At 42.0% G+C, this 22,367-nt stretch carries 23 protein-coding genes; 20 read left to right on the forward strand and 3 right to left on the reverse strand.

Going from position 1 to position 22,367, the window contains the following annotated elements; all coding sequences use genetic code 11:
- Positions 1-12 precede the first annotated feature (12 nt).
- Positions 13-1,206: an amino acid aminotransferase gene (locus Q9312_RS18635; protein WP_309202366.1), complete on the forward strand. Its 1,194-nt coding sequence runs from the start codon at positions 13-15 to the stop codon at positions 1,204-1,206.
- Between the two features lie 79 nt (positions 1,207-1,285).
- Here Q9312_RS18635 and Q9312_RS18640 read toward each other — a convergent pair whose 3' ends face one another.
- The 3 genes from Q9312_RS18640 to Q9312_RS18650 are packed head-to-tail and all read right to left on the reverse strand — an operon-like array spanning position 1,286 to position 4,082.
- Positions 1,286-1,969: an HAD-IA family hydrolase gene (locus Q9312_RS18640; protein WP_309202367.1), complete on the reverse strand. Its 684-nt coding sequence runs from the start codon at positions 1,967-1,969 to the stop codon at positions 1,286-1,288.
- 20 nt (positions 1,970-1,989) lie between these two features.
- Complete coding sequence (gene ubiG / locus Q9312_RS18645; protein WP_309202368.1) at positions 1,990-2,697, reverse strand: bifunctional 2-polyprenyl-6-hydroxyphenol methylase/3-demethylubiquinol 3-O-methyltransferase UbiG; 708 nt, start codon at positions 2,695-2,697, stop codon at positions 1,990-1,992.
- Positions 2,698-2,753: 56 nt separating this feature from the next.
- Positions 2,754-4,082 carry a TRZ/ATZ family hydrolase gene (locus tag Q9312_RS18650; protein ID WP_309202369.1) on the reverse strand — a complete coding sequence of 443 codons (1,329 nt, stop codon included), beginning with the start codon at positions 4,080-4,082 and terminating at the stop codon, positions 2,754-2,756.
- Positions 4,083-4,354: 272 nt separating this feature from the next.
- Between Q9312_RS18650 and gyrA the strand changes: the two genes are divergently transcribed.
- The 19 genes from gyrA (at position 4,355) to Q9312_RS18745 (ending at position 22,355) form a co-directional block, all read left to right on the forward strand.
- Entirely contained in the window at positions 4,355-7,012 is a 2,658-nt protein-coding gene (gyrA, locus tag Q9312_RS18655) for a DNA gyrase subunit A (protein WP_309202370.1), read from the forward strand.
- A 109-nt stretch (positions 7,013-7,121) separates the two neighbouring features.
- The gene (gene serC / locus Q9312_RS18660) at positions 7,122-8,216 is read left to right on the forward strand and encodes a 3-phosphoserine/phosphohydroxythreonine transaminase (protein ID WP_309202371.1); all 1,095 of its coding nucleotides are present in this window, start codon (positions 7,122-7,124) and stop codon (positions 8,214-8,216) included.
- A gap of 227 nt (positions 8,217-8,443) precedes the next feature.
- The gene (locus tag Q9312_RS18665; RefSeq protein ID WP_309202372.1) at positions 8,444-8,836 is read left to right on the forward strand and encodes a BlaI/MecI/CopY family transcriptional regulator; all 393 of its coding nucleotides are present in this window, start codon (positions 8,444-8,446) and stop codon (positions 8,834-8,836) included.
- Entirely contained in the window at positions 8,829-10,268 is a 1,440-nt protein-coding gene (locus Q9312_RS18670; RefSeq protein ID WP_309202373.1) for a M56 family metallopeptidase, read from the forward strand. The genes Q9312_RS18665 and Q9312_RS18670 overlap by 8 nt, the downstream gene beginning before the upstream one ends.
- A gap of 346 nt (positions 10,269-10,614) precedes the next feature.
- The gene (locus Q9312_RS18675) at positions 10,615-11,040 is read left to right on the forward strand and encodes a hypothetical protein (RefSeq protein ID WP_309202374.1); all 426 of its coding nucleotides are present in this window, start codon (positions 10,615-10,617) and stop codon (positions 11,038-11,040) included.
- Positions 11,041-11,392: 352 nt separating this feature from the next.
- A complete protein-coding gene (locus Q9312_RS18680) occupies positions 11,393-12,874 on the forward strand; it encodes an OmpA family protein (protein WP_309202375.1) in 1,482 nt (493 codons plus the stop codon).
- Between the two features lie 31 nt (positions 12,875-12,905).
- Positions 12,906-13,055: a Flp family type IVb pilin gene (locus tag Q9312_RS18685; protein ID WP_309202376.1), complete on the forward strand. Its 150-nt coding sequence runs from the start codon at positions 12,906-12,908 to the stop codon at positions 13,053-13,055.
- 106 nt (positions 13,056-13,161) lie between these two features.
- On the forward strand, positions 13,162-14,367 hold the full coding sequence (locus Q9312_RS18690; protein WP_309202377.1) for a hypothetical protein: 1,206 nt from the start codon (positions 13,162-13,164) through the stop codon (positions 14,365-14,367).
- Complete coding sequence (locus Q9312_RS18695) at positions 14,352-14,660, forward strand: hypothetical protein (protein WP_309202378.1); 309 nt, start codon at positions 14,352-14,354, stop codon at positions 14,658-14,660. Before Q9312_RS18690 ends, Q9312_RS18695 begins: the two co-directional genes overlap by 16 nt.
- 7 nt (positions 14,661-14,667) lie before the next feature.
- Complete coding sequence (locus Q9312_RS18700) at positions 14,668-15,099, forward strand: hypothetical protein (protein ID WP_309202379.1); 432 nt, start codon at positions 14,668-14,670, stop codon at positions 15,097-15,099.
- A 164-nt stretch (positions 15,100-15,263) separates the two neighbouring features.
- Positions 15,264-15,695: a hypothetical protein gene (locus Q9312_RS18705; protein ID WP_309202380.1), complete on the forward strand. Its 432-nt coding sequence runs from the start codon at positions 15,264-15,266 to the stop codon at positions 15,693-15,695.
- Between the two features lie 525 nt (positions 15,696-16,220).
- Positions 16,221-17,702, forward strand: coding sequence for an OmpA family protein (locus tag Q9312_RS18710; RefSeq protein WP_309202381.1), 1,482 nt, complete (start codon positions 16,221-16,223; stop codon positions 17,700-17,702).
- A gap of 30 nt (positions 17,703-17,732) precedes the next feature.
- Positions 17,733-18,026 (forward strand): Flp family type IVb pilin, encoded by a 294-nt coding sequence (locus Q9312_RS18715; RefSeq protein ID WP_309202382.1) that lies wholly within the window; start codon positions 17,733-17,735, stop codon positions 18,024-18,026.
- Between the two features lie 93 nt (positions 18,027-18,119).
- A complete protein-coding gene (locus tag Q9312_RS18720; RefSeq protein WP_309202383.1) occupies positions 18,120-19,652 on the forward strand; it encodes a hypothetical protein in 1,533 nt (510 codons plus the stop codon).
- Positions 19,653-19,661: 9 nt separating this feature from the next.
- On the forward strand, positions 19,662-20,096 hold the full coding sequence (locus Q9312_RS18725) for a hypothetical protein (RefSeq protein ID WP_309202384.1): 435 nt from the start codon (positions 19,662-19,664) through the stop codon (positions 20,094-20,096).
- Positions 20,093-20,581, forward strand: a complete 489-nt coding sequence (locus tag Q9312_RS18730) for a hypothetical protein (protein WP_309202385.1) — start codon at positions 20,093-20,095, stop codon at positions 20,579-20,581. The genes Q9312_RS18725 and Q9312_RS18730 overlap by 4 nt, the downstream gene beginning before the upstream one ends.
- Positions 20,582-20,592: 11 nt before the next feature.
- Positions 20,593-21,450 (forward strand): hypothetical protein, encoded by an 858-nt coding sequence (locus Q9312_RS18735; RefSeq protein WP_309202386.1) that lies wholly within the window; start codon positions 20,593-20,595, stop codon positions 21,448-21,450.
- A gap of 12 nt (positions 21,451-21,462) precedes the next feature.
- Positions 21,463-22,137 carry a hypothetical protein gene (locus Q9312_RS18740; protein ID WP_309202387.1) on the forward strand — a complete coding sequence of 225 codons (675 nt, stop codon included), beginning with the start codon at positions 21,463-21,465 and terminating at the stop codon, positions 22,135-22,137.
- Positions 22,137-22,355, forward strand: a complete 219-nt coding sequence (locus Q9312_RS18745) for a hypothetical protein (protein ID WP_309202388.1) — start codon at positions 22,137-22,139, stop codon at positions 22,353-22,355. Before Q9312_RS18740 ends, Q9312_RS18745 begins: the two co-directional genes overlap by 1 nt.
- Positions 22,356-22,367 lie beyond the last annotated feature (12 nt).

Raw genomic sequence — 22,367 nt, forward strand, 5'->3', positions numbered from 1 at the left:
TTGGAGAGAGTTATGTTTTCCCGGTTACCTAAATTACCCGCAGACCCACTATTAGGGTTAATTGGCCTTTATCGAGATGATACCAATCCAAATAAAGTTGATTTAGGCGTCGGCGTTTACCGTGATGAACAAGGGCACACGGCCATAATGACGTCGGTACAAAAAGCCCAACAAATTCATTTAGAAACTGAAGATTCGAAAACCTACATTGGGCCCGTCGGTGTACCCGGCTTCGTTAACGGAATTAAATCGTTGGTATTGGGAGCGCAAGCACAGGCTGTTACCGATGGTCGAATCGCAGCCATTCAGACTCCAGGTGGCTGTGGCGCATTACGGGTAGCGGCGGAATTTATCCACCGATTAGATAAAGACATGACGGTATGGGTGAGTGATCCAACATGGGCGAATCATGTTCCATTGATTCGTTCTGCAGGGTTAGAAATTAAATCTTATCCCTATTTCGATGCAGCGACCGGAGATGTCGATTATGAAAAAATGGATCAACAACTGGCGCAATTAGGTCCAAAAGACGTGGTGTTACTGCACGGTTGCTGCCACAACCCAACCGGTGCTGACTTGTCATTCGAACATTGGCAACGAATCACTGAGCGAGCGAATCAACAAGGTTTCCTTCCGTTCGTCGACATTGCTTATCAAGGATTAGGGGATGGGTTAGACGATGACGTAAAAGGCGTTCGCTGGCTCTCTGAGAACGTCAAAGAGATGATCATTGCGACGTCGTGTAGCAAGAACTTTGGTCTTTATCGCGAGCGAACGGGTTGCTTAATGGTTCAAGCTGAAAATAAACAGCAAGCTGAGGCAATGCAAACTCAGGTTCAGGACTTAGCACGAGCGAATTATTCGATGTCTCCTGCTTACGGCGGTTTTTTAGTTGACACAATTTTACATAACGATGCCTTACGGGCGGAATGGCAGCAAGAATTGGCGAACATGGCTACTCGAGTCAAGGCGCTCAGAGCGGGCTTGCTTGAGCAAATTAATGCACAAGGAATCGATAAAGACTTTAGCTTTATTACTCGACAAAAAGGCATGTTTTCTTATTTAGGTATTAATCCAGAACAAGTAAAAAGAATGCGAGAAGAGTTCAGTATTTACATGGCCGATTCTAGTCGAGTCAATATTGCTGGTTTGAACACGCATTGTCTTGAATATGTTGCAAGCTCATTGAAAAAAGTGTGTGGGTAAAGTTGAACGGCGTCTTGTTAAGGATGAGACGCCGTACTTTAATTTATTTAACAGCGTTCATAAAACTCACAAATAGTCGCTATTTCAACAATTCTTTTACCGCATTGTAAAATGCGTCAGGCGAAGTAAACGCTGAGTCAAATGCCCATTTGCTCGGGTCCTCTTGCTCTGGAATGTATCCCCATAAAGCAGCGATGGCGGTCATTCCTGCCGCTTTCGCAGCAATCATGTCGCGTTCATCATCACCAACATAAAAGCAATCTTCAGGAGCTATTTCAAGCTGTTTACTGGCTTCAAGCAGCGGCATTGGATGAGGCTTTTTTTCAGAGAAGGTGTCGCCACTGAACACAACTGCAGGCGGGCAATGAAACTCAAGTTTTGGTAGGAGTAGGTCGGTTAAAAAGGCTGGCTTATTGGTAATAATTCCCCAGCAGATATTAACGCGATGAATCTCTGCAAGAAAGTCATTAAGCGGCTCAAAAATACGCGTATGACGGCAAATATTTCGTTGATAAAGTGTTAAAAAACGTTCGCGCAAAGGTCGATAGTCGGAATGACTTTCATCGATACTGAAACCCAGTTTTAACAGTCCTGGGGCTCCTTTAGAAACCCATGGACGAATGGTATCGTAACTTAAAGCACTTCGTCCTTGAGCAATCAATAATTCATTAAGTGCGAAGGCGAGATCTGGGCCTGTATCAGCCAAAGTACCGTCAAGATCAAACAAGACGGCTTTAGGTTTATATAGTTTACTGCTTGTCATAATTGTCTGCTTTTTTATGGTTAAGCGACTCGATAGTGACATAAGTAATTAACGTCGACATTGCTGTTAGACAACCAATAGTTTTTGGTTAAAGGGTTATAGTGCATACCTGTCATATCTTTTAGTTCAAGTCCCGACTGGCGCGCCCAACGATCGAGTTCCGATGGTCGGATAAACTTTGCATACTCGTGCGTGCCTTTGGGTAACATTTTTAACAAATATTCTGCGCCGACGATAGCGAACATAAAACTTTTGGGGTTGCGATTGATGGTTGAAAAAAATACATGCCCATCGGGTTTTACAAGCGTTCGGCAAGCCTTAATGACGGAGGAAGGATCTGGCACATGCTCGAGCATTTCGAGTGAAGTGACTATGTCAAATTGACCGGCATGTGTTGTCGCTAGTTGTTCGGCAGTGATTTGTTGGTAGTCAACAGATTGGCCAGAATCTAATTGATGAAGTTTGGCGACATTTAATGGCGCTTCGCCCATATCAATACCCATGACTTCGGCTCCGGCTTGCGCTAACGCGTCACTTAAAATGCCGCCACCACAACCAATGTCCAAGACTTTCTTACCACGCACGCCACCGGTATGTTTTTCAATATAATCGACGCGTAAAGGGTTGATGTCGTGAAGAGGCTTAAATTCGCTGGTTTTATCCCACCAACGCTCGGCGAGCGCTTCAAACTTTTTAATTTCTGCATGATCGACGTTTGCTTGGGTCATGATGATCTCTCTAAAGATTTTTACTTAAACAGTCTCAGGTATCGATAAATACATTTTTATTTTTGTAAAGCAAGTAATCGGGGCTTCCATTGTTCACAGATGGCCTGACAGTCGCTTTCGGATATTTCAGTAAGTATACCATTTTTAATTTGTGCCTTACCGCTGGTCCAAACGTGAGTGATTTGATCTCGACTCGCGGAATAAACTAATTGAGCAACGGGATCAAATGTCGGCATGGTTGCGATGTGGTTTAAATTAACCGCACATAAGTCTGCGCTTTTACCAACAGAAATACTGCCGCACACATGGTCAATACCCAGTGCTTTTGCGCCACCCATGGTCGCAGCATAAAGCGCTTCTTGCGCACTGAAGCTATCTGCTTTTTGCGACGATACTTTAGCCAGCAAAGCCGCTGAACGCATCTCTCCAATCATATCAAGATCGTTGTTGCTAGCGCACCCGTCAGTACCTATTGCAATGTTAACACCGGCCTCTTTAAATTGTGAGACCGGACAGAAGCCACTGGCAAGTTTCATATTCGATTCTGGACAGTGCATGATATGAACACCATTATCACTGACCAGTCGTAAATCTTGTTCATCGATTTGTGTCATGTGGACCGCTTGCAAAGATGGTGACAGCAAACCAAGTTGATGAAGTCGGGCTAAGGGTCTTTCGCCCGTTTTTTCGATGGCCTCTTGTACCTCATGGGCGGTCTCATGAATGTGCATATGAATATTAAGATCAAGCTCTTGAGCGAGCGTGGCAATGCGCTTTAGTGACTCATCACCGACCGTATAAGGCGCATGCGGAGCAAAGGTGAATCGTAGGGAGTCTTCGCCTTTAAATTGATCGAACACCGCTAAACCTTTACTGAAGTACTCATTAGCATCTTTTGCCCAAGCGGTTGGAAACTCGATGACTGTCATCCCTATAGATGCTCGAATGCCAATATCGAGCGCCGCTTGCGCAACCTGTCCCGGCATAAAGTACATTTCATTAAAACAGGTCGTGCCTGATTTTAGCATTTCTGCAATAGCCAGTTGGGTGCCCTGATAAACGAATTCATCGCTTAGTAATTGACCTTCTGCGGGCCAGATATGTTCTTGTAACCAAGTCATTAAAGGTAAGTCGTTGGCGTAACCTTTTAAAAGGTTCATGGCCGCATGAGTGTGCGCATTGATGAACCCTGGAATAAGCAAGTGATCGTCGAGCGACACCTGCTCTGGTGCAGAGTAGCTCTCGAGCAACTCTTCTTGAGGTAAACAAGCCACAATTTTACCGGCTTTTACTGCAAGCCCATAATCTTCGAGCAAAGCTGCGTAAGCGTCATCTTGAGGAGCCATCCATCGACTCGTAATGATTAGGTCTACAGGTTGTGACACAACCAGTCTCCTTACAAAGTTTAGTTGCGGCGGAGTATAACACTGCTAGTGAAGCGATGGCAGAGCGATTAACGGCCTGTGATAGGGTTGCTTATGCTCAATTAGTACAAAAATTCTACAAGTTTTGCTGAGCAAACGACAAGCCGCGAAAAGACAGGCGTTGAGATTAAATTTTTAGCGAATCATGCCGCCATTGTGGTATAATCTCGGGCTTGTGCAAGGATTAGTCAATTAATAATAACTAACTGAATAACAAAGGTTTTTTCGCATTTATGGGTGAGTTTGCTAAAGAAGTCCTTCCGATTAATATCGAAGATGAACTGAAGAATTCCTACTTAGACTACGCGATGAGCGTTATCGTTGGTCGTGCATTACCTGATGTTCGAGATGGCCTGAAGCCTGTTCATCGTCGCGTTTTGTATGCGATGAATGAGCTTGGCAACGACTTTAACAAGCCTTATAAAAAATCGGCTCGTGTGGTCGGTGACGTTATCGGTAAATATCACCCACATGGTGATACGGCGGTTTACGATACGATTGTACGTATGGCGCAACCATTCTCTCTGCGTTACATGTTGGTTGATGGGCAAGGTAACTTTGGTTCGGTCGATGGTGATTCTCCAGCGGCGATGCGTTATACCGAAGTTCGAATGGCCAAAATGGCTCACCGTTTGTTGGCTGACTTGGATAAAGAAACCGTCGACTTTGAAGAAAACTATGACGGTAGTGAGAGAGAGCCAACGGTATTACCGACTCGAATTCCGAACCTATTGATTAACGGCTCCTCTGGTATCGCGGTCGGTATGGCGACCAACATTGCGCCTCACAATATTAATGAGGTGATCAAAGGTTGCTTAGCGCTGATTGACAACCCTGATATTGAACTTGCCGAATTAATGGAGCACATTCCAGGCCCTGATTTTCCAACCGCAGGCATTATCAATGGTAAGGCAGGAATTCTTGAGGCCTACCGAACAGGTCGAGGTCGAATTTATATTCGTTCACGCACGCACATTGAGACTGATGAGAAATCTCATAAAGACAGCATCATCGTGACCGAACTGCCATATCAGGTGAATAAAGCTCGATTGATCGAAAAAATTGCTGAACTGGTTAAAGATAAAAAATTAGAAGGAATCACTGGGTTACGCGATGAGTCTGATAAAGACGGAATGCGTATGGTGATTGAGCTTCGCAAAGGCGAAGTGCCTGATGTCGTTTTGAACAATCTGTATGCTCAAACTCAAATGCAAACGGTGTTCGGTATTAATATGGTCGCGCTCGAGAACAATCAGCCGCGATTATTCAATCTGAAAGAAATGCTCGATGCATTTATTAAGCATCGTCGCGAAGTTGTTACTCGTCGAACCATTTTTGAACTACGTAAGGCTCGTGAGAAAGCGCATATTTTAGAAGGCTTAGCGATCGCACTAGCGAACATCGATGAAATCATTGCTTTAATTAAGCGTTCTCCTAGTCCTGCTGAAGCTAAGCAGGAGTTAATCGCTCGAGGTTGGGCGCCGGGTCAAGTGGTTGACATGCTGGAACGAGCGGGCACCGATGCATGCCGTCCAGATGGACTCGATGAAGCTTTTGGCTTACGCGATGGCCAATACTATTTATCACCAGAGCAAGCGCAAGCGATTCTTGATTTGCGTTTACACAAGCTGACTGGTTTAGAGCATGAAAAACTCATTGCTGAATACAAAGACTTGTTAGCGGTTATTGCTGAGCTACTTGCCATTTTATCGAGCAATGAACGCCTATTAGAAGTGATTCGTGAAGAACTTGAAGAAGTACTTGAAGAGTTTGGCGATGAACGACGTACCGAAATTACCAATAGTAGTGCCGATTTATTATTGGAAGACTTAATTACCGAAGAAGACGTTGTGGTGACTCTGTCGCACGAAGGGTACGTTAAGTATCAACCTCTTGCTGATTACGAAGCACAGCGACGTGGTGGTCGTGGTAAGTCTGCGACGAAAATGAAAGATGAAGATTTCATTGAGAAGTTATTGGTTTGTAGTACCCACGATACCATCTTGTGTTTCTCTAGTTTCGGTAAAGTCTATTGGTTGCGAACTTTTGAGTTGCCACAAGCGGGTCGAGGCTCGCGTGGTAAACCCATCGTCAATGTTTTACCGCTCGAACCGAATGAGCGTATTTCGAGTATTCTTCCGGTTGAAGACTACGATGAAAATAAGTTTGTCTTTATGGCAACTGCGTCAGGTACTGTAAAAAAGACGTCATTAGAGCAATTCTCTCGCCCAAGAAAAGGTGGCATTATCGCGCTGAGTTTAGATGATGATGACAGCTTAATTGGAACGGTTATTACGACGGGTGATGACCAACTCATGTTATTCAGTGACGCTGGTAAAGTTATTCGATTCAACGAACAAGATGTTCGCGCCATGGGACGTACTGCGCGCGGAGTTCGTGGTATGCGATTACAAGATGGACAACAAGTTGTCTCGCTTGTGTTGGCGTCTAGTGAGGGTGAAGTATTAACCGCCACTGAAAATGGTTACGGTAAGCGCACGGCGATGGATGATCATCCGGTACGTGGACGTGGTGGCCAAGGCGTTATTTCGATTGTGTGTAGTGAGCGTAACGGTAAAGTTATCAGTGCAGTTCCTTGCCAAGATGGCAATGAAATTATGTTGATTACTGGGAATGCTACTTTAGTGCGTACCCGTGTTGATGAAATGCGAGTGATGGCGCGAAACACTCAAGGCGTCCGCTTGATTCGTTTGGATGAAGGCGATACCTTAGTTGGCTTGCAACGTATTGAAGAGTTGGCAACTACTGACGAAGAGCTCGATGCTTCATTGAGTGATGAAACTTCGAGCGACGAAATCAGTCCTGCTAGCGAATCTACGCCAAGTGCAGAGCAAGACAGCAGTGCTGAAGAAGAAGACAGTCCAGAGTAAGCGACTCATTCGCTGAGACCGAACGTCTCAATACAAGAAAAAAGATTGGAGCCGTTTTTGCGGCTCCTTTTGATCAGGTAGACCGAAAATTTGATCAGGTAGAACGAACATGAGTGACACTGCAACCGTTTATAATTTTAGCGCTGGCCCAGCTATGTTGCCGCAAGCGGTGATGCGTCAAGCGCAAAAAGAATTTTGTAATTGGCACGACACGGGGTTATCGGTATTAGATTTTAGTCATCGTGGTGCCGACTTCACTGCAATCGCTGAACAAGCCGAAAAGGATTTACGTGATTTATTGGCGATCCCAGAGGACTACTCGGTATTATTCTGCCCGGGTGGCGCTAGCTTACAATTTTCCGCAATCGCGATGAACTTTTTACGCGGCAAAGCTTTGTATTTGAACAGTGGTGTTTGGGGCGATAAAGCAACCCAAGAAGCTAAAAATTTTGGCGATGTTATCGCATTTGATCTGCTGAGCAAACAGGACGGAAAGACCGCCATTCGATCTCAGCAAGACTGGCCCGATTGTTCAGATGACTACGACTATATTCACTTCACACCCAATGAAACCATTGGCGGGGTTGAGTTTGCGGATTTACCAAAGGCAGGGCAGGGGCGTTGGATTGCCGATATGTCTTCCTGTATTTTATCGCAGCCGATTAATGTTAAAGATTACGCATTGATTTATGCTGGCGCACAGAAAAATATTGGTCCTGCCGGACTCACTATTGTGATTGTGCGCAATGATTGGTTGCAGCGGGAGCCGGTAGCGCCAGTTCCCAGTTTGTTGAGTTATGCAGTGATGGCGCAAAACCAAAGTATGTACAATACGCCGCCCACTTATGCTTGGTATTTGGCGGGCTTGGTGTTTCAGTGGATCAAAGCCGAAGGCGGTGTTGCACAAATGGCTCGCCGCGCAGAGCAGCGCTCGCAAGCACTTTATCAATTTATTGATAACAATGATTTTTACCGCAATCCAATTGCCAAGAAAAATCGTTCGCGGATGAATATACCTTTTATTTTGAAAGATGAATCATTAAATAGCTTGTTTTTACAACAAGCGGAAGCAGCTGGACTGCGTTACTTGAAAGGTCATCGCAGTGTCGGTGGTATGCGCGCGAGTTTATACAATGCGATGCCGATGCAAGGTGTCGAAGCGCTGATTGATTTTATGAGTGCTTTCGCTGCTCAAAACCGTTAATAACTAGATAAGACTCACACGCTTGCCTTTCTGATGAAGGTTAGACTTTTTGCTAGCCAATAATTTATTGTGTGGGTAGCAAAGTCTAACCTGACTTAAGTTCTTTTCACCTTGTTATCTTCCTTCTTTGCCAACTTTTTATTTGAGGGTCTTTTTGGGTCTCTTGTTGACATTGTGCGACAAGTGTCGCGCACTTGCGATATTGGTAATATGGGAAGTGTTAATGTATGTCAGCTAAAGCGGAATCGAGTAAGCCGTCGCCAAAAGAGTTGGTGATCCTTAAAGCTCTTTGGAAGCAGTCGCCAATGGGGGCTAAGGAAATCCATGAGCAAGTGTCCAAGCAGCTAAAGTGGTCTTATTCCTCTACTCGAAAAACGCTCGACCGCATGATTAGTAAAGATCTGATTCAAGTAAAAGAAGTGCATGGTATTCGAGTGTTTTCCTCAACAGTGGGGAAAGTACGAACCTTAGCCAGCTATATAAAAGACTTTGCTCGCAGCGTGCTTGAAGTCGACACCTCGCTTCCAGTGTCTATGTTTGCAGACAGTAAATTATTGGATGATAAAGAATTAAAAGAACTGGAAGATTTACTGAATCAGCGAGACAGCGAGCATGATTGACCTTACGAGCTTTATAAACGGATTCACGTTTGTCTCAATCTACAGTATTGTGGTCACCGTAATCGTTTATTACGCTTCAACCTTGTTAAGCAAAAGACTTGATTGGTTACAGCGGTGGGAGAGCTATTGGCTAACACTGTTTTTATGTTGTGTGGCAATACCGATATTGGAATGGATGCCAGTACTCGACTCGACTATTAAATCTTCATTGTTAGCGGATTTATATTTCGGCGCTCTCGATCATGGTGCCGCTCGTCCTGCAATAAGCGACTCTTCCATTTCGACGGCATTTGAATGGAGCATGACGCTGAAATGGAGTTGGTTTGCGTTATGTACGATCGGTATCTTATACAGTCTGACGCGATTAGTGCTACGTATTATTGCCGTGAATAAAATGTGCCGAATGGCGAGAACGATTGATGACTATTCGACCCGCGTTTATTCGAAAAACATAGAGTTGATTAAACGTTTAGCGAAGCGATATTCCATCCGAGTTTTAGTGAGTGGCCAAACTCACTCTCCTTTTATTGTTCAGTGGCGAAAACCCGCTCTGGTTTTAACCGAGTACGCGCTGGAAACCTTATCTGAAACGGAGCTCAAACTACTGGTTCGACATGAGCTGACTCACGTAAAGCGTAGGGACGGGCTTACTTGCATCCTAACCCAAACGTTTTTATGCCTATTCTGGTTTAATCCTTTTTTGCGCAGCATTGATAGCTCGCTGAACTGGGCCATCGAGAGTAGTTGTGATGAAGCCGTGCTGATTAAGAAAAAGAATTTGCGGAGGATTTATGCACAGGCCATGCTAAAAATCCTCCGCGGATCTGCAACCGATGACGCCAATCAAGTGGTTGCAGCCTTCTCATCGAAATCACATAGGAGTATAACAATGAGAATAAAGTACATAATGAAACCATCGGAAGTTCAAGTCAACCGACTTCTAAAGTCGTTAGGGTTAACCGCATTTGCGTTGAGTTTTAGCTCGATTACTTATGCGTTCTATCCGGTAAAGACAACAGACAGCAGCGGCGACAAAGTCGTAATGGAAAATCCAGTAAAAGCAGCCAAGGTAAGCTCACATTTTGGTGCTTCCAATAAATTCCATAAGTTTCACAAAGGAATGGATCTACCGGCAAAAATGCACTCGCCGGTGGTCGCCGCTGGAAAAGGGGTGGTTGTCACTGCGACCACCGAGTTAGAAAAAGCGAAAAACTACGGTACCATTATCATCATCGATCATGGTAGTGAGACGCAAACGGTTTATTCACACTTAGATTCGATGAACGTGAGTGAGGGTGATGTGGTTGAAAAAGGACATTTGATCGGACGCGTCGGTGTAACCGGTAAAACGACAGGACCTCATGTCCACTTTGAGGTGCGCAAAGGTGGCAAGCCGGTTGACCCGAAAACCTATATAGAATTTAAAAAGTAGTCTCGAGTTTAAGTAGTTGTCTCGAGTTTAAATCCTCATGAGATCAAGGAAGTCGGCTTAGGCAGACTTCCTTTTACTCTCTTTGTATTTCCTTTGCGTCTTCAAGTTGAAGATTTCAATTCTACTTACTCGCCTTTCACTTACCAGATAATCAAGATACCCAGTAATTGAAGATAAACATGGCCGATAATCTAAAGATTTTATATTGAGATATAAATAACTTAATTGTTAAGTTGCTCGCTTTTTGACGCTCCATCTAAGTGGCAAATTACCGCGCCACTTTAATCGAGCGAGCGCTTTATACCATAATGACGGCCCGTTTATTTTTATAGTTCAAGGAGAATTTATGAAGCAAGCAGGATGGCTTATATTGTTTGGCGTTTTACTGGCGGGTACCAGCATCGCGAAAGAAAAGTATGTCGGAGAAAATCCTCACACCCTTGGAACGGCTGAGTGGCAGCGCTACCATAACTGCATGACAGTCGCCGGTTTTGCTCGTGAATTTGCCGATGATAAAGTCATGCAAGGTGTATACAGTCGTGATGACAAAGTCAAATTGGGCGAAATAGTTATGGGTGAATATGATTCCAGTGATGGCGAGAGCGTTGAAACCCTGTTAGCCAAAAAAGGCGTTGAGCTTGGCGTGAATTTTGAAAAGCAACCCGAAAAAGCGTTTCAAGAAGCTTGGCAATATTGCATGAAGTTTACTTTAAAGGAACATTATTATTACGACGTACCGCTAAAAGATGTTCCATCATTAACAACTCCATAAAGACTTTTCATTTTTCGCAATCGCTATCTATTGGTGGTTGCGATTTTTATTATTGGTTTTTGAAATATTTATTTTTCTCGTTGTGCAATAGCCGACATTAAATTAGAACTATGTCGCAAACTGAATAAAAAGCGACATTTTTTGTGAAAAATAACATAAACATTTCATCTCGCCGCGTTAATATTCGTTCCATAAAGTTCCGTTTTTATTTCGTGAGCGAATAATAGTTGGAACGACAAATGCTATCTCAAAATGCATTATTTTAGGTGTTTTTTGTGTCGCGCAACCATTTTTGTTGCTCACTTATTAACGCATTTATTTGGATTTTTAAAGCAGTATAAGGATATAAAAAATGAGGATGATTCTGTCAGTTTTATGCTCAATCTTGACCTTGTTTTCACCCGTTTATGGCGGCGAGTTTAAGCATCCGTTGGTAAAGCCTTATCAAGGCGCTGAAGAGTCAAATAGCAAGTACTTTAACTACTTTGAAAGTAACTTTCCTTTAACTCGCTTCGACGATAACGAATTTGAAAAAGCTAAATCGCGATTGGTTAAAGGACGTCATTATTTTACTCGCTACAAGGTACCCGGTGCCTCCGCTCTTGAGGTCTATAAAAACTTTCTCAATGGCTTTAAACAGCAAGGGCTAACTATCGAGTTTACCTGTGCTCCGGGTGAGTGTGGGCGCTATGTAGAAACTTATTTAGAATACCACTCAGCGCTAGAAGTGCTGCGGCCAATTCTGAATGACAAAACATCTTTTATAGTTGCAAACTTAACCAAAGAAAGCAGTAAAGTTTCCGTATTAATGGCGGTTTCAGACAGCTTGAATCCTGTTAATTTCTACCAAGTGGTAGTAGAAGAGTATCAGCCTAAATTTGATCGCGTTACGCTTGATAAAGCTGCTTATGAGCAGTATTTAATCGCCGCTAAAACAGAGCAGCCGGTACTTAAGAGTGACAAAAAAGATATCGAAGGTGCAGTCGACCATCCGCTGATCAGCCGTTATTTAGGTGCTGCATTGATTGACTATGCAACTTTTGGTTATGAAGAAGTGGCATTACCAACAGCTCCTGTGGAATCAAAAGATCCAGAGCAAACTCTTTTGGTAAAAGGCCAAGCACAATTCTATCGTTATAGTACAGCACGCGGCGTTGCTCTCGTTGAAGTAGTTAAAAGCTATCAGAGAGCTTTTAATTCTGATGAATTTGAAGTGATTTTTCAGTGTGAGCGTGGCCAATGTGGCCGTTATATCGAACACTATCTAGAGTCCGATCAAGTTTTCAAAGGTGTGCGGACCGAGATTATGCGTGAAACACCCTTGTTTGTGGCTCGTCATCGCAGCAAATATGGCAGTACTTTGGTGTTGGTCTCCTTTTATGACTGGTCTGATTACGTCTCGATTTATCAAGCAGTGATTAAAGAGAGCATTTTGGATGACACAAAAGTCGCGATTAACTCCGATTACATCGCTGATCAAATTATGGCCAATGGAAAGGTCGCGCTGTATGGCATTCACTTCGAGCATGATAGCGACACCATTACGCCAGAATCGCAAGCGCCTCTTTCTGCGATTGCAGATTTCTTAGAAAAAAATACTAACTTGTCATTGTATGTGGTCGGTCATACCGATGCTTCTGGAACAGAAGCGTACAATCAGGCATTGTCGCTAAAGCGTGCGACTGCGATCACCGAGAAGTTAGTCAAGGAGTTTGGTGTTAAGCGTTCTCGTTTAACACCAAAAGGCGTCGGAAACTTAGTACCAGTGGCATCTAATAAACAAAATGATGGTAAGCGGCTTAATCGAAGAGTCGAGCTGGTAGAAAAACTATAGTTTTTGAATTATCTAACCAAAGGAGAAACTCATGAAAAATGTAATGGCGAAAAAACGTTCACTCGGACAAGGCATGACGGAATATATCATTATTGTTGCATTAATTGCAGTTGCAGCGATTGGCGTATTCTCGATGTTTGGTAAAACCATCACCAGTCAAGCGGCTGGTCTTGCGCAATAGATGTCGGGTTCTAAGTCAAATACAGCTATAGAAAATGCTCAAACCTCAGCTAAAGAAGCGCAAAACATCGCAAACCAAACTAACGGTTTAAGCACCTATAAAGATCGTGCTAGCGGTAAAACTGGTGGTAAAGACAACAACTAATTCTATTTATGATAACAGCCAAGTGACCACTGAGCGCGTTAAGATTCAGAATAATGCCGATGCTGTTGCTTACAGTACAATGAATGTTTTGTCCCGCGATATGAATTTTATGGCCTACATGAATCGCAGTATGGTGGCCAATCAAGTTTCCATCGGGCAGATGGTAGGATTGAGCTCTTGGTTTCATATGACCGATCAGGTGGTTATCAATATTGACCTGGTTGCAAAGGTTTCATATCTAGTACCACCGCTCGGAGCAATCATCAATAAAATTACCGGAACACTTAAAAAGTTTAGTAATAAAACTCGTAATTACCTGGATAAAGCGACAGGCAAAGTGATTATGGGAATTGATAAATGGATTAGTGCTTTGTCGTATGCTCAGTATCTATTTCAAGCAGCAACTGCCGAAATGGCCATAGCAACCTTTGATAAAGTAGCGAAAGCTAACGATCCTGATGTCGACACAGGGTATCTATTGTCTAAAGCATTTGTAACAGCTGATCTAATCAAATCTTGGGAAGAGGAGATAGGAAGAGCTGACACAGCATACGCTAATCCATGGAGTAAAGAGCGGAAGTTAGAGAAGCAGAAATTTGAAGAGTTTTCCAAGGTAGTCGCCTCCTCTCGCGACCCCTTCACCCGCAAGCGATCAGATGATTGGACCGGTTGGTTAGGAGCATCAGTGCCGGGACTTTTATCGGTTGGTGTGAGAGCGAAAAAACGTGGCGGCAGCGATTTCACATCTCGAGCATTTTATGGCCGATTACGTTGGGAGTGGACTTCAATGGATACCGTCAGTATTCGGCGACGCTGGAAGATAGAGATACTTGGGGTTGGATTGAAAGACAAAAAAACTGAGCTTATTCCACTAGGATGGGGGGCTGCTCACGCACTTAGCACGAATAACTACTCTACTTACTATGATTATAATAAGAAAAAGAATCGTAATGCGACACCTGATCACTTTATAGATGGCCGAGTTGATAAGGAGCGTAAAAAGGATCGCGTTTGGGGTAATAGTACTTGGAAAAACAAAACTTCTCATAAGTTAGGAGCTGGGATGATGGGTATAATAACTTGGAAAAAACAAAAGGGATTCAAGGATTTCACTATCTCAAGAGTGACGAGAAAAAAGATGTTGGACCGAATATGGTGGCTTTTATAACAAAGTCGGGCTCTAGGATTCGCACAATTGAGCAGGTCGATAATACTAACAGCAAATTCAATCGCAGCAAACAAGTGACCATAGAAGAGCAAGGAAGTATTGCTAACAACACTCTATATGGCTTGGCGAAAGCGGAGACCTACTTTTCGCGTCCTAATGATATTGCGGGTTGGGGACGAAAGGATGGCTATCGCGAATATGGCAATTTATTCAATCCTTTTTGGCAGACTCGGCTAATTGAAGCCGAGGATACCGAGCGTGCACTTGCTTTAGGCTTAGCGCAAATTAAATAGGAATATTATGAAGTACCTACTTCTGATGATAGTTTCAACTTCTGCATGGGCGTTTGATGTTTCGCAGGTCACTTTGGAAAATTTACCTGAGATTGAAAACCCTTATCTGGATGAATATTTTGTTGCGCAGGGTAAAGATATTGATATCGAGCGTGAGTATCTACGATTTGAGACATGTCAGAACATGGTGATCTCCCGATACAGTGCGTTGATTGATATGCAAGGGCGAACCAGTCGAGGAGAAAGCAAAGAAGAAATTATCGCAAGGTATACTAAGCCTTATGTCGAACTAGGCTTAGAGAATATTGAAAGCGATGGCACTTCGTTGGCTGATATGAAGGTTATTGAGATAGCGTTTGAATATAAAGATCGTCATGACGATTTTCCGAGTGCCGCGATGGCTCAGTGTCTAGTTATGAATAAGGAGCTTTTTCTATGAGGCAACTTGTAGCTCTTAACATTCTACCAATGTGCGGTTAAGTCGTGATGTTATCGTGAAGATGACAATCTTTTGAATTCTTGTGGTCAACAAGGATTAATGAATCGACGGTGCTGTGAGTGCTCGTGCATTAGATTCGAGTTAAATTAGATAGGAGACATAGTATGAGAGTTTTAGTAAGCATTTTACTCATGCCAACATTAACTTTTGGAGTTGATTTAAAAGATTTGACTATCGATAACATTGCTGACTATGAGAATCCATACGAGAAAGCTAGGTTAGCAAGTAATGGTTCTGATCATGAGGTGGTTTTAAATCATGTTCACTTTAGTGAATGTCGCGGCGCCGTTATAGGTGGCTTGGGGCGCTTGTGGAGTATGCAGCAAGCGAGCAAGCGAGGAGAGTCAAAGAAAGAAATTATGAATTATCACCTAAAAGATTTTGAGGATAGAACTAAAAAAGAATTAGAAGAAGTTGGTCAGCTAAAAGCTCAGTATGAGGTAGTCAAGCTTGCGTATGAGTACAAAGATAATCAAGAAGAATTTCCCAGGGTTGCCATGGCAATGTGTTTGAAAATCAACAAAGAGTTATTCTAATGAAGTCTATAATAGTAATGGCTGTTTTAAATAAAAGTTAATCTTTTGATATAAATATTAATTATGGCTACTAGGTCAGAAAGGTCTTGTAAAGTCTTTGCTGATTACTTGATAATTTGTTTATCGTCAAATAAATAATTTCGTATGAATTATTTTTTCGTGCGATTATTTTTGAGAAGCGTTTTAATTACTGCGCATTTTTCCTTCTCAAAAATCGATAAAAACTTTAAAAAGTGCGCGCTGTTTTGCAAAGCGACAAAATATCTACGATAAATGTGAAAATTCACATAAAATTTTCATCTCGTCGCGTTAACATCCGACCACATAGAGATTATAAATCTTCGTCTCAAGTTTGAGATGTTTGCTTAGTGGAAAAGCAAAGGTGATGCGACAGAGATCTCTCAACAGAGTTCGCTCACAGTTGGATGCATTACATAGAACATTATGGATAGTGAATATTCGAGCTAGCAATATTTTATTTTGAGATTGCGCTTGAGTTATTAAGAAGTAAAAGGATGTTGTACGATGAAAGTAGTTTTTTTGTTTGCAATTGTTTGCGGATTGTTATTGCCTAGTACCAAGGCTGAGGACATTCATCACCCATTAGTAAAGCCCTTTGCAGGTGCTGAGACTGAAACGCGCAAGCGTTTCGAGTATTTCGAAGCTACTTTGCCTTTATCAACCTTCGAAAACTCTAACTATGATCAAGTCGCAACAAGAGCGGTAGAGGGGCGATTCACCTACAACCGTTATTCTATAGAGAATACTTCTGCCCTCGAAATTTATAAAAACTATTTAGCGGCGTTCAAAAAACAAGGTTTTGAGATTGAGTTTACCTGTGCTCCAAAAGCTTGTGGGTACTATGTTGAAGATTACCTTGAGAATTACTCTGCACTTAATAAGCTTAGCCCTATGCTAAATGAGAGAAGTGCTTATATTGTTGCGAAATTCAATCAAAATGGTAAACAAGCTTCTGCTTTGTTTGCGGTTTCAGACTCATTAGATCCGGTTAACTTCTATCAAGTTGTGATCGATGAATATAAGCCAGACTTTAATAAAGTAGCGATTGATGCCAAGGGATATGAGAAGTTCTTGCAGGAAATTCCTGCTAAAACTAGCGCGCGAAAAAATGAATCAAAAGACGTTGAAGGGGCTCAAGATCACCCATTAATTTCACGCTTCACCGGCTCAGCACTGACCCGATACACTAATTTTGGATATGAAGAAATAGCGCTGCCAATTGGAAAAATCGATGACGACGAAAACCCAACCGTTTTAACGGCCAAGGGGAGCGCGAAATTTTATCGCTATAAATCGCTAAACGGTGTATCGCTAGTAGAAGTAGAAAAAAGTTACCAAAATGCCTTTAAACAAGGTGAATTTGAAATGCTTTTTCAATGTCGTAAGAAGGCGTGTGGTGACCAAATGGAGCGTTTTCTCGAGTCTAATAAGGTCTTTAAAGGATTTCAGCCGACGCTACTTGGTGATATTCCAGTGTATGTAGTGCGCCACAAAACCCAGTACGCCAATACGTTAATGCTGATAACTTTTGCGGATTGGAATAGCTATGTTGATGTCTATCAGGCAGTTATACAAGAAAGTGCCGTGGATAATAATCAAGTACAAGTGAATGCTGATTATTTGCAAGATCAAATTTCTGCTAACGGAAAAGTTGCACTTTACGGAATTAATTTCAACTACGACAGCGATAAAATGACAAAGGAGTCTTTGCAGCCACTGGCGGCAATTGCTGAGTTTCTTAATAAAAACTCAAACCTCTCTTTATATGTCGTCGGGCATACCGATGCTGATGGAAATGAAGATTACAATCAACAGCTCTCACTTAAACGTGCTAAAGCGGTGACGGAGAAGTTGATAAAGGAATTTGGTGTTGCTCGGTCACGGTTGACACCAAAGGGCGTCGGAAACTTGGTACCCGTAGCTTCGAATAAGCTCGATGATGGCAAGCGCTTGAATCGACGTGTCGAGCTAGTGGAAAAACTTTAGTTTTTGAAAATCTAACCAAAGGAGAAAACCATGAAAAATGTAATGGCGAAAAAACGTTCACTCGGACAAGGCATGACGGAATATATCATTATTGTTGCACTAATTGCAGTGGCAGCAATTGGCGTATTCTCAATGTTTGGTAAAACCATCTCTAGTCAAGCGGCTGGTCTAGCGCAAGAAATGTCAGGATCAAAATCTGATACTGCGCTTGGTGATGCGAAAAATTCTGCAAAAGAAGCGCAAAACATCGCTGACCAGACTAACGGTCTAAGCACTTATAAAGACCGTGCAAGTGGTAAAACCGGTGGTCAAGACAACAACTAGTCTTATTAATTTTAATGACGCTGTTGAAGGGAAGGTCAGCAATGACCTTCCCTTATAAATCATCGAGTTTTAAGACATCAGGGGAGCGTATTTGTGAAACATTCTAGCGGATATTCAATAGTATTCTTTTTAGCATTTATCTTGGCAATTGGCTTAGCCGGCTATTCTTTATACGACAATAGTCAAGTTGCGACAGAGCGTGTAAAAATTCAGAACAATGCTGATGCTGTTGCTTACAGTACAATGAATGTTTTGTCCCGTGATATGAATTTTATGGCCTATATGAACCGCAGTATGGTGGCCAATCAAGTTTCTGTTGGACAAATGGTGGGACTCAGCTCGTGGTTCCATATGACTGATCAAGTAATCATTAACATTGATTTAGTTGCTAAGATTTCTTATCTCGTGCCACCGCTTGGGGCAATCATCAACAATATTACCAATACACTGAAAAAGGTGAGTAATAAAGCGCGAGATTATTTAGACAAAGCCGCTGGAAAAGTTATTCTCGGAATTGATAAGTGGATCGGAGCGTTATCCACTGCTCAGGACATATTTCAAGTAGCCACGGCGGAAATGGCTTTCGATACATTTGATAAAGTTGCCAAGGCAAACGATCCGGATGTTGATACTGGATACTTATTATCGAAAGCGTTTGTTACCGCTGATCTGATTAAATCGTGGCAAGATGAAGTGGGGCGCGCAAATACGGCCTATGCGAATCCCTGGGGTAAAGAAAAGAAGTTAGAAAAAAAGCGTTTTGAAGAGTTTTCTAAAGTAATTGCATCGTCACGTGATCCCTTTACTCGTAAGCGTTCGGACGACTGGACCGGATGGCTTGGAGCATCCGTACCCGGACTTTTATCGGTTGGGGTGAAAGCGAAAAAGCGTGGTGGCAGTGACTTTACACCTCGTTCATTTTACGGTCAGCTACGTTGGGAATGGACTGCGATGGATACCGTCAGTATTTGGCGTCGCTGGAAAATAGAGATTCTTGGTATTGGTTTGAAAGATAAGAAAACCGAACTTATTCCTCTCGGATGGGGCGCGGCTCATGCATTAAGTAACAAAAATTACTCAACTTATTACGATTACAATAAGAAGAAAAATCGAAATGCTACGCCTGATTTCTTTGTAGATGGACATATGGGTGAAGAGCGAAAAAAGGATAAGGTATGGGGTAACAGTACCTGGAAAAATAAGACTTCACATAAACTTGGTGCTTGGGATGATGGATACAATAACTTGCAAAAGACTGCCGGTATCAGAAGTTTTTATTATTTAAAAAGTGAAGAGAAAAAAGACGTTGGTCCGAATATGGTCGCGTTTATTACTAAGTCAGGCTCGAAGATTCGAACAATGGAACAGATTGATAAAACCAACAGCAAGTTTAACCGCAGCAAGCAAGTTCAAATAGAAGAACAAGGAAGTTTAGCGAATAATACTATTTATGGGTTAGCAAAAGCAGAAACTTATTTCTCACGACCTAATGATATTACGGGTTGGGCGCGAAAGGATGGCTATCGCGAATACGGAAATTTATTTAATCCTTTTTGGCAAACACGGCTTATTGAAGCTGAAGATACTGAGCGCGCCCTTGCGATTGGGTTGGCTCAAATTAAGTAGGAGTATTAAATGAGATTATTAGTTGCTTTTTTGATTGCCCCAACGTTGAGTTTTGCGTTCGATGTAAATGTGCTTACGTTAGATAATATCAATGAAATAGAAAATCCGTATCAAAGCGCGATGGAAAATAATAATGGCAGCGATATGGAGTTGGTCAAAAACTATACTCGCTTTGAGACTTGTCGTGGAATTGTGGTGGAAAATGCTGGCCGAATGTGGAGCATGGAAAAAGCGAGCAAGCGCGGTGAGACGAAACAAGAAATAATGGATTATCATTCAAAAACTTTTGAGGGCGTGACGCAGGAAGAAATAGAAATGATTGGAGCGCTCAAAGCAGCAATGGAAGCAATAGAATTGGCTTATGAATATAAAGACAATCAAGAGGCTTTTCCTAAAGCGGCCATGGCGAAATGTTTGAAAATTGAAGCGGAAAAATTTCTGTGAAAAGGTCCTCGTTTGTTATTTTTTTAATTGCTAGCATTTTGGCGCCAAGCTTGTCAGCCAACCCATTTGTCGGTCTAAAACTTTCTGATTTGAAAGGCATGAAAAACCCTTATGGTGAAGTCGTCAAGTATGATGGTTATAGCGAGCGCTCAAAGCAACAAAAAAATGTGGTTGCGTTTGAGCAATGTCGACTCGTTGCGCTATCCCTGCCTTATTTTGTTGATTGGGTAGAAAAAGCAAAGCGAGCAAATAAGGATAAAAAATATTCAATAACTCTAGCATTAGAGCAGGTATATTATAAACACTATCCAGAAAGTGGTGTTTACTCTGATGATGAAGAATATTTAGATATTTACACGAAAGCAGCAGAAGCAGCATTCGAGTTCTCAAAAAGCGAATCAGAAATGATTCAACATACATTGAGCGGATGTATGTCATTAGACTTCGAACTTCTTGATAACTTTGAAATGATATCGAGCGACTAGTGGAGAATAGTATGATTAAAAATCAACTCAAAGCAACGCCAAAAGGAAGCGTTTTAACTGAGTTTTTAGTCGTTGCTGGATTTGTATTAGTGCCAATGGCAATTGGACTCATTTTGTTAACCAAGTACACGGAAACCAAGCATCGGCACGAAATGGCAACCCGCTATGCCGGTTGGGAGCGTACCGTTTGGTACGAGAATATGTCCAAGTCATTGAAAGAAGCAGCAAAAAAAACGGGGCAAAATATCAATACGGTAAAATCTTCTGGTCAAATCGGTATCGAGATTCAGAATCGTGTGTTTTCGGATAAGAATACACCGATTTATAAGGCTCAAGATGTTAAGACGACTAAGAACTCACCTGATCCGATGCTCGAATCATTATGGATGCAATCAGATCACAAAAAGTCGACAACTTACAAAATTGAAAAAGATCAATTTGTAACTTCTGGAGGCGGTGAAAAGAAAGCCTATGGCTATGCCAATAAAGTATTAAAGCCAATGATGGATACGCTAGGTAAATTCAGCGATTTCGATTTAAACACTAAAGGCGTTCGCACAGCAACAGTTGGCATGACATTAAAAAAGCCGGAGTTTTTCAAAGACTATATTAAGAAAGATATGGTAGTGAATAAGTCCTATACCATTTTTACCGATGGTTGGAATGCGGCCGGCCCTAAACATGCTGAATTGATGGTGTCGAGCACTGTGCCAATGGAGTTTTTGGATATTGGATTTTTAAATAAAATTCGCGATGTTCTCGCAATCCTACCGATTGCGAAAGAGTTGCACTCTAGTCGTCTTAAGTTCGGCCATGTCGAAGTCGATGCAGTGCCAGAAGTGCATTTGGAAAAATATAAGAAAAAGTAACAAGGAAATGTTATGAAACTAATGATTAAATACCTTTTTATTTCTTTACTCATAAGTAGCGTTCAAGCTGTCGACTTTAATGTTCACGAAATCCCAGTACCGAAGTTCTTTAAGGTTCAAGTTGTGGCAGATCACATGAATATGAACGGAATTGATATGGGAGTTCTGCAATTTCAAACTAAGGAAAGCTTTTCAGCTATTGAAAGCTTTTATAAATCTGAAGTCGGAGAAATAAAGGTTTCTGCTCTCGATACGATGAGAGTAGTTTCTTGGTTAGACGATGATAAGCTATTTTCTGTTCAGGTTAATTATGATGACTTTAATCGAGTTAACCATGGCTTCATAACCGTCTCCAATATGCCGCAATTTATGAATAAGCAAGTCGAGCTGGGAAAAGATTTTCCTTTGCCATCTCGTTCCACAGTTATTAACGACATTAAGGCTCAGGACTTAAATAAAAATTCTAGAACCTTGTGGATTAATAATAATTCTACGGTTAAGAATAATATTGCTTTTTATAAAAGCCACTATCAAAGGGAAGGTTGGCGTCTTGATCATGAGATGATTAAGCCTGATGGTAATTCCGGTGTATTGATGATGAGTCTTGGCGCGAATGAGTTGAATCTAGTCGCCAACATAAACGAAGCAATGACAACGGATATCAATATCGTGATTGTGGAGAAATAATGAAAGTTTTTAGTAAGAAGGAATTTGGATTTGGCTTAACTGAGTATCTCGTTGGATTAATCGGCTTTATAGCCATTTTAGTGGTGCCGATTAAAGACGGTAAATCAGTAGGGAAATTGCTTATAGATGCAGTAAAAAGGGAGCATGCAGCGTATATTTATACAGCTTCTTTAACCAATATTCCTGAGAACCTTCCGGTTCCAAAGAAGAAAAAATAAGCGTTATAAAAT

The organism is Pleionea litopenaei, from assembly GCF_031198435.1.
Classification (GTDB): Bacteria; Pseudomonadota; Gammaproteobacteria; order Enterobacterales; family Kangiellaceae; genus Pleionea; species Pleionea litopenaei.